This window comes from Micromonospora sp. U21, assembly GCF_018070045.1.
Taxonomy (GTDB): domain Bacteria; phylum Actinomycetota; class Actinomycetes; order Mycobacteriales; family Micromonosporaceae; genus Micromonospora.
The window spans coordinates 298,670-314,469 of record NZ_JAGPYK010000003.1; the positions used below are offsets into that span (position 1 = coordinate 298,670).

Genomic DNA, 15,800 nt, shown 5'->3' on the forward strand with positions numbered 1-15,800 from the left:
TGATGTCCACCTTTCCTCGGTTGTCGACTTCGAGGATCGGCTGGATCGGGATAGCGCCGCGCTGTCCGGACGCTAAGGCCGGGTTAAGCCGTTCCCGGCGGACCTGGGCCCGCCGTCCGTCGCCGGTCGCTCGGGCGTCGGTGGTCCGAGCCGTAGCAGCACCTGGGCCCCGCCTCCCGGACCGGTGCGCAGCTCCAGCCGACCACCGCCGGCCTGCGCGGCGCGCCGGGCGATGTCCAGGCCGAGGCCGGTCGACCCGGCCGGGCTGGCGCCCCGCCGGACCGCCCCGGCAGGCATCCCCGGGCCCTCGTCGGTGATGGTGAGCAGCACCTGGCCCGCGTCTCGGGCGAGCCGGACGGCGAAGGGCGTGCCGTCGGGGGTGTGCGCGAAGACGTTGCCCAGCAGGGCGTCCACGGCCGCCGTCAGGTCGTCGGCGGGCACTCCGACGAGAAGCGGGCCGGGCTCCAGGTCCAGGGTGACGGCCCGGCCGGTGTCCTCGGCCAGCACCGACCAGAACGCGACGCGGTCGCCGACGATCGCCGCGGCGTCCGAGGCCGCCGTTCCCGTTGCCGGCGACCGGCGCCAGCGGGCCTGCCGGATCAGCCCGGTGACCGCCCGTTCCAGCCCGTCAGCGGCAGCGGTGATCCGGGCTGCGTCGTCCGGGTCGCGCAACGACTCCGCCTCCAGCCGCAGCGCGGTCAACGGCGTACGCAGCCGGTGCGACAGGTCGGCGACCTGCTCCCGCTCCTGCAGCAGGAGCACCTGGATCCGGCCGGCCAGGTGATTGAGCGCGCCGGCCACCTCACGCAGCTCCGCCGGGCCGCCCGGCACGACCCGGGCGTCCAGCTCGGCGTTCGCCAGCCGGTTCGAGACCGCCGAGAGGTCGCTGATCGGCCGGACCAGGGTGCGCGCCAGCCGGTCGGCGACCACCAGCCCGATCATCACCAGGACCACCCCGAGCAGGGCCAGCACCAGCCAGGCCCGGGTCACCCCGGCGGTCAGCTCGTCCCGGGGGACCACGATGCGGATCACTCCGGTGCCGTCCGCCCTGCCCTGCACCGCGATGACCACCTCCCGGCCGGCCGCCGATTCCCCGGTGAGGCTCTGCCCGCGTGCCGCCAGGGCCACCGCGGGCGTACGGGGTGCCTGGGCGCCGAGCACCGTGCCGTCCGGCAGGAAGACGCTCACCGGTCGACCGGACTCCGCGGCGAGCTGCTCGACGGTGAGCCGGATGGTCGCCGCGTCGGCGGTGCCGACCACCGGCACCAGGCTCTGCGCGTCGGCGGTGGCCCGCACCGTGGCCCGGTCCTCGGCGATGGTGCGGACCAGCAGCGCGAGTGGCACGAGGAACGCGATCAGGGTGAGGACGCTGACCGCGGCGACCAGCAGCGCGAGGCGCGCCCTCACCGCTGCGCCCCGGGCGCCTCCAGCCGCACCCCGACGCCGCGCACGGTGTGCAGGTAGCGGGGTTCCACGGCGCTCTCACCCAACTTGCGGCGCAACCAGGACAGGTGCACGTCGACGGTCTTGTCGGCGCCGCCGTACGGGATCTGCCAGACCTCGGTGAGCAGCTCGCGCTTGGTGACCACCTGACCGGGCCGGCCGGCGAGATGGTGCAGCAGATCGAACTCGCGGGGCGTCAGCTCGACCACCACTCCGTCCAGGGTGACCTGTCGGGCCCGGGGGTCGACCCGCAACCCGCCGACGACGAGCGACGGGGCCTGCTCGTCGGCGCCGGAAGGCCCCCGGCGCAGCACCGCCCGGGCGCGGGCGTCGAGCTGCGCCGCGGTGAACGGCTTGACCACGTAGTCGTCAGCCCCCGCGTCGAGGACCCGAACGATCTCGGCCTCGTCGTCCCGGGCGGTGGCCACGATGACCGGCACCGAGCTGACCGCGCGCAGCATCCGCAGCAGCTCGCGTCCGTCCAGGTCCGGCAGCCCCAGGTCGAGCACGACGAGATCGGGCCGGTCCTCCAGCGCGTCGCGGAGCCCGGCCATCGCCGTCGAGGCGGCGGCCACCGCGTGGCCGCGTTCCCGCAACGCCCGGATCAGCGGCGTACGGATCGTCAGGTCGTCCTCGATGAGCAGCAGGCGGGCCACAGCTGGCAGGCTAACCGCTGCGGCTGGCAGCGAGGCGCACGTTAACCGTGCCTTAGCCTCCGGATGTGCCGACGACAATGCTGGATCGGGGATAGTCAGGGGATGGGCCGTCGTTCGATCCTCGTCGCCACCGGGTGGGTGGCCACCGCCGCCGTGGCCACCCTGATCGGGTTGGGCGCGATCCGGCTGGTGGGCGAGAGCATCACCGGCACCCCGGGCGGCGTGCGCAGCGAGGCGGAGATCGAACGGGCGCTCGCCTCGCCGGAGCCGGTGCCCACCGGCACGACGGGCACCGCCTCGGCCGGGCCGGGCACGGCGAGCGCCGCACCGAGCGCCAGCTCCGGGGTCCGCCGGGGGTTCGCCACCGACGGCGGCACGGCCGTGGCCGAGTGCGGTGCCGGTGGCGTACGCCTCGTCTCCTGGGCGCCCGCGCAGGGCTACCGGGTCCGTGACGTGGACCGGGGCCCCGACGACGACGTCGAGGTCACGTTCGAGGGCTCGGCCCGCGAGTACGAGCTGAAGGTGCGCTGCATCGGCTCGGAACCGGTGGCGGTCGCCGACGACTAACTTGCTGGCTACGGGGGCAGACCGTGGCCGGCACGGAGACCCGTGCCGGCCACGTCAGCGATGGTGGCTCAACTGCCGTACGCCTCCACCTCCCAGAGCGAGTGGCCGTACCCGGTGCCCCGGGCGGTGCCGTTGATCCGCAGGTAGCGACCGTTGGCCCCGAGCCCTGTGTGCTCGTCCACCCCGCCGTCCGCGCCGGTCACCGTCTTCACGGTCGTCCAGCTGGTGCCGTCGTTCGAGGTCTGGATCTGGTACGCGCTGCTGTACGCCGCCTCCCAGCTCAGCTTGACCCGGCCGATCGCGGTCGGGCTGCCGAGGTCGACCCGGATCCACTGCGGGTCGGAGAAGGCGCTCGACCAGCGGGTGGTGAGGCTGCCGTCCACCGCCTTGGCGCCGGACACGTCGGCCCCCTCGTTGCTGGACGTCAGAGTCGGCTTGTTCAGCAGCAGGTTGCCCCCGGTCGGGCTCCCGGTGCCGCCGTACACCTCGAACTCGAACAGCGAGTAACCCCAGGCGGTGCCCCGGGTGGTGCCGAGGAGCCGGACGTACCGGCCGGAGCCGCTGAGCCCGGTCAGGTCGTCCACGCCGCCGTCGCCACCGGTCACCGTACGGATCGTGGTGAAGTTGACCCCGTCCGGCGACGTCTGGATCTGGTACCCGCTGCCGTACGCCGCCTCCCAGGTCAGCTTGACCCGGTTGACCGAGTACGTGGCACCGAGGTCCACATCGATCCACTGCGGGTCACTGAAGGCGCTGCCCCACCGGGTCCCGGCCACGCCGTCGAACGCGTTGGCCGCGCCGTACGCGCCCTCGAAGCTCGACGCACGCGCCGGCTTGCCCCGGGCCAGGTTGGCGCCCGGGTCGGGGTCCGGGTCCGGCCCTGGTCCACCGGGGCTGGTGGAGAGGGTGAACTCGTCGATGTCGAAGTACGGGCCCGTGCCCTTGAAGACCAGGAACAGGGTCCGGGTGCCGGTCGGGGCGGCGACCCCACCGGTGACCGTAGCGAAGTTGGCGTACCCGCCGGTGGGTACCACGGTGGCCGAACCGACCAGCGGCCCGGTGGGCGAATCGACCCGCAGCTCCAGCGTGCCACCGCCGCCAGCCGGAGCGCCGACCCGGGCGCTGAACGACTGGACGCCGGTCAGGTTGTAGGGGCGGAACGAGATCCAGTCGTTGTTGTCGACGTAGCCGACCGCCGCGCCGCCGTGCCCGGCTGCCCCGGCGACGATCTGGATGCCGGACGAGTCACCGAAGTGCTCGGCCTGGCGCACCCGTGGTTGCAGGACGGCCTGGGTGTGCGTGGTCAGCGGCGGCTGGCCACCACCGCCCAGGTCGGTGTACTCGGCGTCGATGATGCCGAAGATGTTCGCCGCGGTGTCGTGCTCGCCGTCCGCCGAGGTCTGGATGACGCCGGAGCAGCCCTGCACGCTGCCGAGCTGGTGGCCGTGCGAGTCGTGGCCGAGGACGTAGTTCACCTTCACCCAGGCGCAGTTGATCGCACCGTCCTGGGCGTCGGTGACGGTGACGGTGAAGGGCACCGCGTCCCCGAAGGTGAAGGTCTGCCCGTTCAACGGGGTGTTCACGGTGACCACCGGGGCACTGTTGCCGACCGTGACGACGACGCTCGCGGTCGCCGTCTTGCCGGTGGTGTCCCGGACCGTCAACGTCGGGCTGCGGGTCCCGTTGGTGGTGTACGTGAAGCTCGGGTTCGCCGCGGTCGAGTCGGTGGTGCCGTTGTTGTCGAAGTCCCAGGCGTAGGTGAACGGGTCGCCGTCGGGGTCGAGGGTGCCGGCCGAGGAGAAGGCCACGGTCAGCGGCGCGGTGCCACTGGTCGGGGTGGCGGACACCTTGGCGACGGGTGCCCGGCCCTCGCGGGCGTACTCGATGCGGTAGAGCGCCGAGTTGGCGTCGCCGTTGAACCAGCCGGTGCCGTAGTCGAGCACGTAGAGCGCGCCGTCCGGCCCGAACTCCATGTCCATGACCTGCGTGCCGGTCCACGGGAACGGGTTGATCTTCAGCGGTTGGCCGGACGCGTCGAGCTTGATGTTCTTGATCCAGCGGCGGCCGAACTCACCCGCGAAGTAGGTCCCGTCGTAGTACTCGGGGAACGCCACGGCGGAGGTGTTGTCCGGGTCGTACCGGTACACCGGGCCGCCCATCGGCGACAGGCCACCGCCGGTGAACTCCGGCGGCGAGCCGGAGCCGCCGTACGGCAGCCACGCCGAGACGGCCGGCGGCAGCTGGGTGATGCCGGTGTTGTTGGGCGAGTTGTTGACCGGCCCGCCCGCGCAGTTGAACTTCGGCCCGGACGGGCCGGACGGGAAGGTGTAGTCGTTGTACGCGTCGTTGCGGGCGGTGCAGTACGGCCAGCCGTAGAAGCCGGGCCGGTCGATCCGGGCGAACTCCACGTTGCCCGCCGGTCCCCGGTTCGGGTCGGCGGTGCCCGCGTCGGGGCCGTAGTCACCGAGGTAGACGACGCCGGTGGCCTTGTCCACGCTCATCCGGAACGGGTTGCGGAAGCCCATCGCGTAGATCTCCGGGCGGGTCCGCGCGGTGCCGGGGGCGAACATGTTGCCGGCCGGGATGGTGTACCCGCCGGCGGCGCTCGGCTTGATCCGGAGGACCTTGCCGCGCAGGTCGTTGCTGTTCGCCGAGGTGCGCTGGGCATCGAAGGCCGGGTTGCGGCCGGCCCTCTCGTCGATCGGGGTGAACCCGGCCGAGTCGAACGGGTTGGTGTCGTCGCCGGTGGACAGGTACAGGTTGCCCGCCGCGTCGAAGTCCATGTCACCGCCGACGTGGCAGCACATGCCCCGGCTCGTCGGCACGTTCAGGATCAGCGTCTCGCTGCCCAGATTGAGGGTGTTGTCCGCGTTCACCGTGAACCGCGACAGCCGGTTGACGCCGTCCCAGACGGCGAAGTCGGCCGGGGTGCCGGTGGCCGGCGCGCCACCGCCCGGCGTGCTCAGCGGTGGCGCGTAGTACGCGTACACCCAGCGGTTGGTGGCGAAGTTGGGGTCGGCCTTGATGCCCTGCAGGCCCTCCTCGTCTCCGGTGTAGACCGGCAGGGTGGCGGCGACCTTGGTGTTGCCGGCCGCGTCGGTGTGCCGGATCACGCCGTTGCGCGAGGTGTGCAGCACGCCCCGGTCGGGCAGGACGGTGAGGCTCATCGGCTCGCCGGTCTCGGCCGCGCCCTTGGCCAGCTCCACCTGCTGAAAGTTGCTGGTGACCGTGGGGCCGCAGTCCGCGTCGACCGCGCCGGCCACGGTCATGATGCCCCCGAGCAGGTGCTGGCGGAAGTTCGCGTCGGTGTACGACGCGTCGGTGTGGCCGAGGCCGGTGTACCAGGACCGGCCGCCGGAGTAGTTCTGGCACCAGGAGATCGGGTGGTCGTACCCCATGCTTCCGCCGCTGTAGGTGCTCTCGTCCAGGGTGGCCAGCACGTGCACGTTGCCCCGCGGGTTGGCGCGGTAGTTGTACCACTCGTCCAGCCGGTTCCACCGCTGCGGCAGCGTCGCGGTGGACGGGTGCACCTGGTCGGCGACCTTGATGGTCGCGGTCTGGTCGGCCGGGTGCGAGGCGAAGTACGCCCCGACCAGCCCGCCGTACCACGGCCACTCGTACTCGGTGTCGGAGGCGGCGTGCACGCCCACGTAACCGCCGCCGCCCTGGATGTAGCGCTCGAAGGCGGCCTGCTGGGCGGCGTTGAGCACGTCGCCGGTGGTGGACAGCCAGATCACCGCGGCGAACCGGTCCAGGTTCGCGTCGGTGAACTGGGCCGCGTCCTCGGTGGTTTCGACGGTGAACCCGTTGGCGGCGCCGAGCTGCTGGATGGCGGTGATGCCCGGGGTGATGGAGCCGTGCCGGAATCCGGCGGTCTTGGTGAACACCAGCACGGTGAACGGTGCGGCGCTGGCCACGGGTGGCACGGCCACTATGCCGCCCACGACGAGGATCGCGCTCAGCACGGCGCCGAGCCACGATCTCAGGGATCTGCGCACGGTAGGTCCTTTCGCGGTGCGGGGGACGGCGTGCGCCGATCACGCCTGGTGGTGGGCAGGGTGGCGCCGAGCCTGGTTGCGGTCGCCCGGCATGTCGGGCGACCGCAACCAGCACGACACATGTGAATGCATCGTTGCGGCTCGATCACCGGCGCGTCAAGGGCTCTCCCACCATTCGTGAGAGCGTTATCTCCGCAGGTCAGCCGAGACTCTCCCAGGCGAGATCAGATTACGGTTTTCGGGCCTGCGATCCGCCCGGCCCACCCGCAGGCACGGCGGCGCCACCACCCCGGGCGCCGCTGCCGGCGTGTCAGCTCCCGTCCGAGGCGAGACGGCTGTAGGTGAGAAAGAGGGCGCCGCTGTCCAGCACGGTGTGATCGGTCAGCTGCCAGGTACGCGGCGCGAAGACCGCGGCGCGGCCGAACAGCGGGATGCCGGCGCCGATGGTCAGTGGAGCCAGCTTGACGATCAGCTCATCGATCTCGGGATACAGGGCGCCGGCCAGGGCGCCACCGCCGATCACCCAGATGTCCTTGCCGTCGTGCCGTTTGAGTTCGCGCACGGTGGCGACCGGGTCCCCGGACCTGACCTCGACGGCCGGGTCGGGGCTCTCCGCCAGCGTGCGTGAGAACACCAGGTGACGCAGGTGGGGGTAGGCGTCCGTCACGCCGGCCTTGAGCCCGACCTCGTAGGAGTGACGCCCCTCCAGAACGGTGTCGAACCGCGAGCCCTCCGCGTCGATGCCGAATGCCTGCCGAGCCGGGCCCGGCAGGGTCTCCGGATACCCGGAGATGAGGTGGCGCAGGTAGTCGTCCGGAATGGGCCAGAACCCGCCAGGGCCGGTAGGGTCCGCGCCGTCGGGTCCGGCGATGAAACCGTCCACTGTGGCAGCGATGAAGTACACGAGCTTACGCACGACCATCTCCTTGGTTGCGGCACCGGGTGTGGTGTTCCGAGCCACGAGCCTTCCCGGAGGGGTTCCGGGCTGCAAGGTCAGGTCTGGTGTTGCATTTCACCCGGACCGCGGAACGGCTTCACCTGACCCAGTAGCCTGGGCGCATGGGGATTCTGCGCTCCGCGAGGGGTTTCGGTGGCTGACGCGGACGATGTTCGTCGTCTGGCGCTGGCCCTGCCGGAGGCGGTGGAGATCGACAGTGAGGGCTTCGACTTCCGCGTGGACGGCAAGGGGTTCGTCTGGTCCTATCCCGAGCGCAGCCCGGGCAGACCACGCCTGATCCGGACCGATGTCGCCGTGCTGTTCGTCGGCGATGAGGCCGAGAAGCAGGCTCTGCTGCTCGGGGAGCCCGACCTCTTCTTCACCACTCCCGGCTACGACGGCCTGCCGCTGGTCATGCTGCGCCTGGCGGAGGTGGGAGTCGATCGCCTGCGAGAGCTCGTGACCGACGCGTGGCGCATGCGTGCGCCGCACGGGCTCGTCGAGGACCTCGGCGAAGGACGCCTTCGCCTGGGCTGATCCGTCTGTCCGGGCGAGGGGGCGCGCTCAGTCGCGCCGGTTGCCGCGGTCCTCGAACTCGTACGTCGTGGTCAGGGCCTCCGGCAGGTCGGGGACCAGGGCGTTGGTGCCGTCGACGACCTGGACGTAGCGCTTGCCCTGGAAGATCGAGTAACTGCCGTCGGCGACCTGTTCGATCGTGAAGAGCTGCGTCTGCGCGGTCGTGTCACACACCCGGCCGCGGACGCTGCCCGGCGCGGCGTCGTGCACGACGGTCATGCAGACCTGGTTGGCCCCGCGCGCCGCGGCCAGCATGATCCGGAAGGCGTTCCCCTCGGGGCGTAGCACCCACAGCGCACGGTCGTCGATGCCCTGCTCGGTGGTGGCCCGCACCCGATCGTCGTCACGGCCGACCGCCAGTGCGGCCCGACCAATGCCGGGCACCACGATCAGGACCTGCCGCCGGCCACCGAGGATCTCCTGCGGTCCGGCCGAGGCGGTCACGGACGGGACGACCGACGGCGGGACCGTGTCCGCGGAGCCGACACCCTGGTCCACCGTCTGATCCCGCGTCGGCAGGAGGGCCGCGCCAGCGGTCACGACCAGCAGGGCCAGTCCCGCCCCGCGGACGGCCGTTCGGCGCCGCCGGCGCTGCTCGCCACGGCGGCGCAGCGTCCCGGCTGCGGGCAGCGTCGTGACTCGCCGGACCGCATCGGCGATCGTCGTGAGGCCGTCATGCGGATCAGTCATGGGAGGTTCCCTCCTGCCGCGCCTCGTCCAGCAGCCCGGCCATGGCTCTCCGGCCGCGGGCGAGGTACGTCTTGACGGTCCCGATGGGCGCCTGCATCTCGGCTGCCACCTCGGCGACGCTGAGATCGTTCAGGTGGTGCAGCACGACGGCGCGGCGTTGGTTGGCGGTCAGCCGCTGCAGCGCCTGAAGCAGGGCGACGTGGTCCTCGTTGAGTCCGGGCACGCTCTGGTCGACAGCTGCCCGGCGGTGCGCGCGGATCCGGTTGAACGTCTTGCGCCAACTGCTCACCGCGGTTCGGGAGGCGACCCGGCGGACCCACGCCTCCGGGCTGTCCGCCTCGCGCACGGTCGACCAGCGCTGCCAGGCTCGGGTGAACGCCTCGGCGACGGCGTCCTCCGCCTCGCTGCGGTTGCCGGTCAGGGCATAGACGTGACCCACGATCCGGCCGGCGCAGGCCGCGTAGAGGGCGTCGAACTCCTCGGCGTCACGCATCTGACCTGCGCTTTCCGAGGTCTCGTCCCGTGGTCACCGGCGCATGTAACCGGCAGGGGCATCTGGTCGCGCCCGCGCGGTGCGCGATTGTGGCGACCGTCACACCCCTAGTGATCAACCCGCCGGCCGCGCCAGGCGTCATCGTGCCGTCCCGGGAGAGGCCCGTGGCGGAGAGGACGATGTGCGACGACGGCAACGACGCGCCCTGACAGCCGGAGTGCTCGCCACCGCGCTGGCGGCGGCGGGCCTCACGGCTTCCCCCGCGGACGCGCAGGAGAAGCCGCCGGCAACGGTCTCCGGGCCGCACGGCACCTTCACCTTGATCACCGGGGACCGGGTTTCACTGGACGCGGAGGGCCGTCCGCAGATCCAGCGGGGACCGGGACGGGTCGGCATGCGGTTCGTGAGCAGCCGAGAAGGTGGCCACCAGTACGTCATCCCGGTCGACGCGATGCCGATGCTGCGCGACGGGCGGCTCGACCGGCGGCTGTTCGACCTCACCGCGCTCGGCGGTTTCGGCTACGACGACCGGACGGCCGAGCTGCCGCTGCTGGTCGCGTACCCGGAGAACAGGGCGGCGCAGGCGCGGTCCGCCGCCGTCGCCGGTGCGGCGCGGGTGCGGGCCGACCTGCCCGCCGCCAACGCGCTGGCCGTGCGGGCGGGCCTGGACGACCGGGCCGAGCTGTGGTCGTCACTCACCCGCGGCACGTCGTCGGCGCGCGCGCTCGCCGCCGGGATCACCCATGTGTGGCTGGACGGCAAGCGCCGCGTCTCCCTCGATCGGAGCGTGCCGCAGATCGGCGCGCCGACGGCCTGGCAGGCAGGCTTCGACGGCGACGGCGTGACGGTCGGGGTGCTGGACACCGGCATCGACGCCGACCACCCCGACTTCGCCGGGCACATCGCCGCGATCCACGACTTCACCGGCGGCAACGACCCCAGCGACACGGTCGGCCACGGCACTCACGTGGCGTCGACCATCATGGGCAGTGGCGCCGCCTCCGGCGGCAGGTACCGCGGCGTGGCACCGGGCGCGAAGCTGGTCGTCGGCAAGGTCTGCGCCACCACCCAGTGCCAGGACTCGGACATCATCGCCGGGATGCAGTGGGCCGCGCCGCAGGCCCGGGTGATCAACCTGAGCCTCGGCGACACGGACACGCCGGCTCTCGACCCGCTGGAGGCCGCGGTCCAGGACCTCAGCCACCGGTACGGCACCCTCTTCGTGGTCGCCGCCGGCAACGAGGGCAAGCCGAAGTCGGTCTCGACGCCGGCCTCCGCTGACGACGCCCTCGCCGTCGCCGCGGTCGACGCCGACGACCAGCGGGCCTACTTCTCGAGCCGGGGCCCCCGGGTCGGCGACAACCACATCAAGCCCGAGATCAGCGCGCCAGGCGTCGACATCGTGGCGGCCGCCCCCGGCGGCGGCTACGTCCCCATGTCGGGCACGTCGATGGCGACCCCGCACGTGGCGGGCTCGGCCGCGATCCTCGCCGGACGCCACCCGGACTGGTCCGGTGCCCAGCTCAAGGCTGCCCTGATGGGCTCGGCCAAGCCGGCCGACGCCGACAGCCTCTACGACCAGGGCGCCGGGCGGGTCGACGTCGGTCGTGCCGTCGCCCAGCCCGTCGCCACCGACATCGCCGCGATCGACTTCCCGGTCCAGCGCTGGCCCCACGCCGACGACACCCCGTTCACCCGCGTCATCGGCTACCGCAACACGGGCACCGCCCCGGTCAGTCTCTCGCTCAGCGTCACCCCGGCTCCCGCCGGCATGATCACTGTCAGCCCGGCCACCCTGGTGGTGCCGGCCGGCGGCCGCGCCGAGGCCACGGTCACCGTGGACACCCGGGTGGACGCCCCCGACGGCCTCTACCCGGGCGCGGTGACCGCGACCGGCGCCGGCGACCTGCGGGTGCGGACGCCGTTCGCGCTCAACCGGGAGATCGAGAGCTACGACGTCCGGCTCGACCACACCGGGCGCGACGGCAGACCGGCCACGGAGTACGAGACCGTGGCGGCGAACCTGACCACCGGCGAGTTCACCACCCTCGCCGGGCAACCGGGCGGCGGCACGCTGCGGCTGCCCAAGGGTCGCTACGCGCTGTACAGCACCATCCACGAGGGCGACGTGTCGACCATGCTCGTGCAGCCGGTCCTGGACGTACGCGGCCCGCTCACCGAGGCGCTCGACGCCCGCACCGCCCGGCCGGTCTCGCTGACCGTGCCCCAGCGGGACGCCGCACCAATCTCGATCAACGTGAGCGCGAACTGGAACGACGGCTTCCGCTACCCGGGTGTCCAGCTCAGCGGGGTGTCGTTCGCGGACGTCTTCTTCGGCCGGGTCGGGCCCGCCGTCACGGCCCCCGAATTCGCGGCGACGCTGGGCGTCGGGCTCGCCCGCCCGGGCCGGGACGGGACGTTCCGGAACAGCCCCTACACGTACGACCTCGCGTACGTGCGCCAGGGCGACATGTTCACGGGCCTGACCAGGAAGCTCTCCCCGAAGAACCTCGCGACCGTCAAGACGACCTACCGCAGCCAGTCCAGCACCGCGACCGCCGTCCGCTTCCACCGCGCGGCGTCCCCCGGCGGCCCGGGCCCGATCGGTTCGAGCACCTCGTTCGACCTGCCGTTCCACGCCACCGAGTACTACAACACCGACGGCGGCCTCGTCTGGACGTCCACGTTCGTGGAGGGCGACAACTTCACCACGCAGGAGTCCACCTTCCGGGCCGGCAGGACCTACCACCAGACCTGGAACGCGGCACCCTTCGGGCCCACGGTGGCCCAGCCGCCGGCCTGGTCGCCGCTCGGCTACGCGGGCCGCGACGGGGACACCATCTCGGTCGCGTCGCCGCCCCTCTTCGGCGACGCTTCCGGCCGCCCCGCCAGCCGTGAGGACCTGCAGGTCCGTTACCGGTTGTCGCGCAACGGCAAGGAGATCGCCACCGCCGACGGCTCGTACGCGGACTTCTCGGTGCCCGCCGGCAAGGCCACCTACCGCCTGGAGGCGACCGTCACCCGCGGCGCTCCGGACACCCTGTCGACGTCGGTCTCGGTGGCCTGGACGTTCACCTCGGCGCACACGGCAAAGCCGGAGCCGCTGCCCTTGACGACGGCCCGGCCGACGCCCGCGTTGGACGACACCAACACGGCCCGGGCGGGCCGGGCGATGACCATCCCCGTGGCACTGGACCGGCAGCCGGGATCGGCGGCCGCGCCGAACCGGACGCTCGGCGTCTCAGCGTCGTTCGACGATGGCCGGACGTGGGTCGCGTTGCCGGTCTTCCGGGGCGTCGCCCTGATCACCCATCCGCGCCAGCCCGGCTTCGTGTCGTTGCGCACGACAGCCACCGACACCGCCGGCAACACGGTGACGCAGACGATCCAGCGGGCCTACCGGATCGCCTGAGCCAGTGCCCGGTCCGGGGTGGAAGGCCACGTGCCGCCCTCCACCCCGGGCCGGACCGCCGGGGCAGCTCACAGCCGCCCTCGGGTCACGACGGCCGCCCGCCGAACGCCCACCTGTGCACCTCGATGTCGACGTACCGATGCGGGGTCAGGACGGCGCGCGCCGTCTCCGGGTCCGATGCCTGGACCAGCGCGGCCGTACCCAGCCAGGTGACCCCGTCGTCAGACAGCAGCGGCCCGTACGCGATCAGTCCGTCCCGGTCCGACGGCACGGCGAGGTCGGCGGCCTGCCCCGCGCCGAGGCCGAGCACCAGGTACCGCCCACCGCCGGTGCGCCCTCCGGGGAAGTCCCACATGGTGCGGCCCAACGTGTTGCGCCAGCGGCGTAGCAGCACGTCCCGGTACACACCGGCCTGGTAGTTGGGCTCGTCGAAGGCGAACGACCGAGCGGCGGCGGAATCGGGCAGGTCGACGATGTGCAGGCTGCCGGTGGGCGTGTCGCCGTCGTCGGCGAAGGTCGGGCCGCGGGCGATCATCTCCGCCGCGTAGCGGTCCATGTAGGACCAGTGCTCTTCCAACAGCTCGCCGCGCAGCGCGAGCGAGCCACGCCGGTCGCGGTGATAGCAGAGAAACTCCATGCCTGGAGTCTTGACCTCGATGCCGGACGCCGGCGCAGGTGGGTTGACCTCCGGAGAGCCAGAACGACCTCAGCTGCGGACCCAGCCTGTCCCAGGTGTGGCGCCGCCACGGTGATTACTGCTGTCGGAGCAGCCCTGCGATGAGCAGCTCGACGAGGCGCCGGGCGTCGTAGTTCGGGTCGCTGTCGGCGCCGATGCAGAGATTGCCGACGCCGCGCATCAACTCGTAGGCATTCATGTCGGGGCGTATCTCGCCGGCCGCTGCTGCGGCGTCGAGCAGTTGGGTGCACACGGGCACGAGGCGGTCGAGGAAGTAGGCGTGCAGCGCGTCGAAGCCGGCGTTGTCGGGGTGCAGTACGCCGGCCAGGCCGCGCTTGGTGACCAGGAAGTCGACGAAGAGGTCGATCCATCGACCGAGGGCGGCGTGCGGAGTCGTACTGCTTGCGAGCAGTGCTGGACCCGCCTCTGCGCAGGCCTCGACCTGGTGCCGGTAGACGGCGATGATCAGATCGGCGCGCGTCGGGAAGTGTCGGTAGATCGTGCCCGTCCCGACGCCGGCTCTGGCCGCGATGTCTCGTACCGGCGCTTCAACGCCTGCTGTCACGAAGACCGCGGCGGCCGCGTCGAGCAGGGCCTTTTCGTTGCGTACGGCATCTGCCCGCTTGCGCTGGGACGCGCCCGCACTCCCGTCCGCCTCGGTCGCCACGCTGTTCCTTCCGTCACCGGCCTTGTGAAACGGAACGCCGTTCCGTATCGTTTAACGGAGCGAGGTTCCGTTTGCTCATGATGCCAGAGCAGGGGCCGACAACCAAGCCGCGCACCACCACCACACCTCACCGACCAGCGGAGGAACACGTCATGCAGTACCGCACCTTGGGCCGCACCGGTGTGCAGGTCAGTTCTCTCGTGCTCGGCGCGATGAACTTCGGCAAGATCGGACAGACGACCCAGGACGAGGCCACCGCCATCGTCGACGCCGCCCTCGAAGCCGGGATCAACCTCATCGACACCGCCGACATGTACAGCCAGGGCGAGTCGGAGGAGATGGTCGGCAAGGCCATCGCCGGCCGCCGCGACGACATCGTGCTCGCCACGAAGGCGAGCATGCCCATGAGCGACGAGCGCAACCATCAGGGCAGTTCGCGCCGCTGGTTGGTCACCGAGCTGGACAACAGCCTGCGCCGTCTGGGCGTCGACCACGTCGACCTCTACCAGATCCACCGGTGGGACCCGAGGACCAGCGACGAGGAGACGCTGTCGGCCCTGACCGACTTGCAGCGTGCCGGAAAGATTCGCTACTTCGGCTCCTCGACCTTTCCCGCGTACCGCATCGTGCAGGCCGAGTGGGCCGCCCGGGAGAACCACCTGAGCCGTTACGTCACTGAGCAGCCCGGCTATTCGATCCTGCAGCGCGGGATCGAGACCCACGTCCTGCCCGTGACCGAGCAGTACGGGCTCGGCGTGCTGGTGTGGAGCCCCCTGGCCTCCGGCTGGCTGTCGGGCGTGATCCGCGAGGGCCAGGAGATCGCCACCAACCGCTCAGCGTTCATGCCGCTGCGCTTCGACACCACCGTCCCCGCCAACCGTGCCAAGCTCGACGCCGTCGAGCAACTGGCCACGGTCGCCGACGAGGCCGGCCTGACGATGATCCAGCTCGCGCTCGGGTTCGTCACCGCGCACCCCGCCGTCACCAGCGCGATCATCGGCCCCCGCACCATGGACCACCTGCACTCTCAGCTCGCCGCCGCGGACACCGTGCTCACCGCTGACGTGCTCGATGCGATCGACGCGATCGTCCCTCCCGGCGTCGACCTTGCCGCACACGAGAAGTTCGACACTCCGCCCGCGCTGCTCGACCCGTCATTGCGGCGCCGCTGATCGCTCCCGTGACGGTCAATCGTGCACGGTCGCGCGACCGTCAGGCCTGCCGGCGGACGAACGGCGCGGTCTGGTCAGCGACGTCCCCGTACTCCGCCGGCAGCTGGGTGACCACCTGTTCGTAGCCGGTGGGGTCGAGGGCGTCTCGGAGGACGTCGAAGACCGCCGTCACTCCGTCCTTCGCCGTGTCCACGTCGAGGTCCGCGCGACCGCTGACCCGGTCGACGAAGACGTCGAGGCCGAACCGTTCCGCGGTCTCGCTGCCGCCGAAGGCGTACGCCCGCAGCCCCTCGGGAAGCTGGCCGGACAGGTCGCGCGCCTCACCGCCGTCGATCCGTTCGGCCAGGGTGGTCAAGGTGGCCTGTGTGACGGCAGTCGCCTGCTCCGACGACATCCCGGATCGCGTCGCCACCAGGGCGAGGAACTCGTTGTCGTTCACCGTGCGGCCTTCCTCTCGCCGTTGGAGCAGTCGAGTTCCCAGGCTCCATGTCGACAAACGAGGTCACGCGTCGA

General features: G+C 71.8%; 13 protein-coding genes. 4 read left to right on the forward strand and 9 right to left on the reverse strand.

The window, feature by feature from the left end:
• Positions 1-72 precede the first annotated feature (72 nt).
• Together KBX63_RS06030 and KBX63_RS06035 are read right to left on the reverse strand one after the other, a co-directional pair.
• Positions 73-1,407: a HAMP domain-containing sensor histidine kinase gene (locus tag KBX63_RS06030; RefSeq protein ID WP_210909060.1), complete on the reverse strand. Its 1,335-nt coding sequence runs from the start codon at positions 1,405-1,407 to the stop codon at positions 73-75.
• The gene (locus KBX63_RS06035) at positions 1,404-2,099 is read right to left on the reverse strand and encodes a response regulator transcription factor (protein WP_210909062.1); all 696 of its coding nucleotides are present in this window, start codon (positions 2,097-2,099) and stop codon (positions 1,404-1,406) included. The genes KBX63_RS06030 and KBX63_RS06035 overlap by 4 nt, the downstream gene beginning before the upstream one ends.
• Positions 2,100-2,201: 102 nt before the next feature.
• On the opposite strand from KBX63_RS06035, the gene KBX63_RS06040 reads away from it, so the two are divergent.
• Positions 2,202-2,666, forward strand: coding sequence for a septum formation initiator (locus KBX63_RS06040; RefSeq protein ID WP_210909064.1), 465 nt, complete (start codon positions 2,202-2,204; stop codon positions 2,664-2,666).
• A gap of 68 nt (positions 2,667-2,734) precedes the next feature.
• On the opposite strand, the gene KBX63_RS06045 is transcribed toward KBX63_RS06040, so the two are convergent.
• Both KBX63_RS06045 and KBX63_RS06050 read right to left on the reverse strand, forming a co-directional pair.
• On the reverse strand, positions 2,735-6,664 hold the full coding sequence (locus KBX63_RS06045) for a ThuA domain-containing protein (RefSeq protein WP_210909066.1): 3,930 nt from the start codon (positions 6,662-6,664) through the stop codon (positions 2,735-2,737).
• A 310-nt stretch (positions 6,665-6,974) separates the two neighbouring features.
• On the reverse strand, positions 6,975-7,580 hold the full coding sequence (locus tag KBX63_RS06050; RefSeq protein ID WP_210909068.1) for a dihydrofolate reductase family protein: 606 nt from the start codon (positions 7,578-7,580) through the stop codon (positions 6,975-6,977).
• 174 nt (positions 7,581-7,754) lie between these two features.
• Here KBX63_RS06050 and KBX63_RS06055 point away from each other — a divergent pair, with 174 nt between their 5' ends.
• Positions 7,755-8,138 (forward strand): MmcQ/YjbR family DNA-binding protein, encoded by a 384-nt coding sequence (locus KBX63_RS06055; RefSeq protein WP_210909070.1) that lies wholly within the window; start codon positions 7,755-7,757, stop codon positions 8,136-8,138.
• Between the two features lie 27 nt (positions 8,139-8,165).
• On the opposite strand, the gene KBX63_RS06060 is transcribed toward KBX63_RS06055, so the two are convergent.
• Together KBX63_RS06060 and KBX63_RS06065 are read right to left on the reverse strand one after the other, a co-directional pair.
• Positions 8,166-8,867 carry a hypothetical protein gene (locus KBX63_RS06060; protein ID WP_210909072.1) on the reverse strand — a complete coding sequence of 234 codons (702 nt, stop codon included), beginning with the start codon at positions 8,865-8,867 and terminating at the stop codon, positions 8,166-8,168.
• Complete coding sequence (locus KBX63_RS06065; RefSeq protein ID WP_210909074.1) at positions 8,860-9,360, reverse strand: SigE family RNA polymerase sigma factor; 501 nt, start codon at positions 9,358-9,360, stop codon at positions 8,860-8,862. The genes KBX63_RS06060 and KBX63_RS06065 overlap by 8 nt, the downstream gene beginning before the upstream one ends.
• Before the next feature lie 181 nt (positions 9,361-9,541).
• Here KBX63_RS06065 and KBX63_RS06070 point away from each other — a divergent pair, with 181 nt between their 5' ends.
• A complete protein-coding gene (locus tag KBX63_RS06070; RefSeq protein ID WP_210909076.1) occupies positions 9,542-12,772 on the forward strand; it encodes a S8 family serine peptidase in 3,231 nt (1,076 codons plus the stop codon).
• Positions 12,773-12,857: 85 nt separating this feature from the next.
• Here KBX63_RS06070 and KBX63_RS06075 read toward each other — a convergent pair whose 3' ends face one another.
• Both KBX63_RS06075 and KBX63_RS06080 read right to left on the reverse strand, forming a co-directional pair.
• On the reverse strand, positions 12,858-13,409 hold the full coding sequence (locus KBX63_RS06075; RefSeq protein WP_210909087.1) for a YciI family protein: 552 nt from the start codon (positions 13,407-13,409) through the stop codon (positions 12,858-12,860).
• A 115-nt stretch (positions 13,410-13,524) separates the two neighbouring features.
• On the reverse strand, positions 13,525-14,115 hold the full coding sequence (locus KBX63_RS06080; RefSeq protein WP_210909088.1) for a TetR/AcrR family transcriptional regulator: 591 nt from the start codon (positions 14,113-14,115) through the stop codon (positions 13,525-13,527).
• A gap of 152 nt (positions 14,116-14,267) precedes the next feature.
• Between KBX63_RS06080 and KBX63_RS06085 the strand changes: the two genes are divergently transcribed.
• Complete coding sequence (locus tag KBX63_RS06085) at positions 14,268-15,287, forward strand: aldo/keto reductase (RefSeq protein ID WP_210909089.1); 1,020 nt, start codon at positions 14,268-14,270, stop codon at positions 15,285-15,287.
• 40 nt (positions 15,288-15,327) lie between these two features.
• Here KBX63_RS06085 and KBX63_RS06090 read toward each other — a convergent pair whose 3' ends face one another.
• Positions 15,328-15,726 (reverse strand): DUF2267 domain-containing protein, encoded by a 399-nt coding sequence (locus KBX63_RS06090; RefSeq protein WP_210909091.1) that lies wholly within the window; start codon positions 15,724-15,726, stop codon positions 15,328-15,330.
• Positions 15,727-15,800 lie beyond the last annotated feature (74 nt).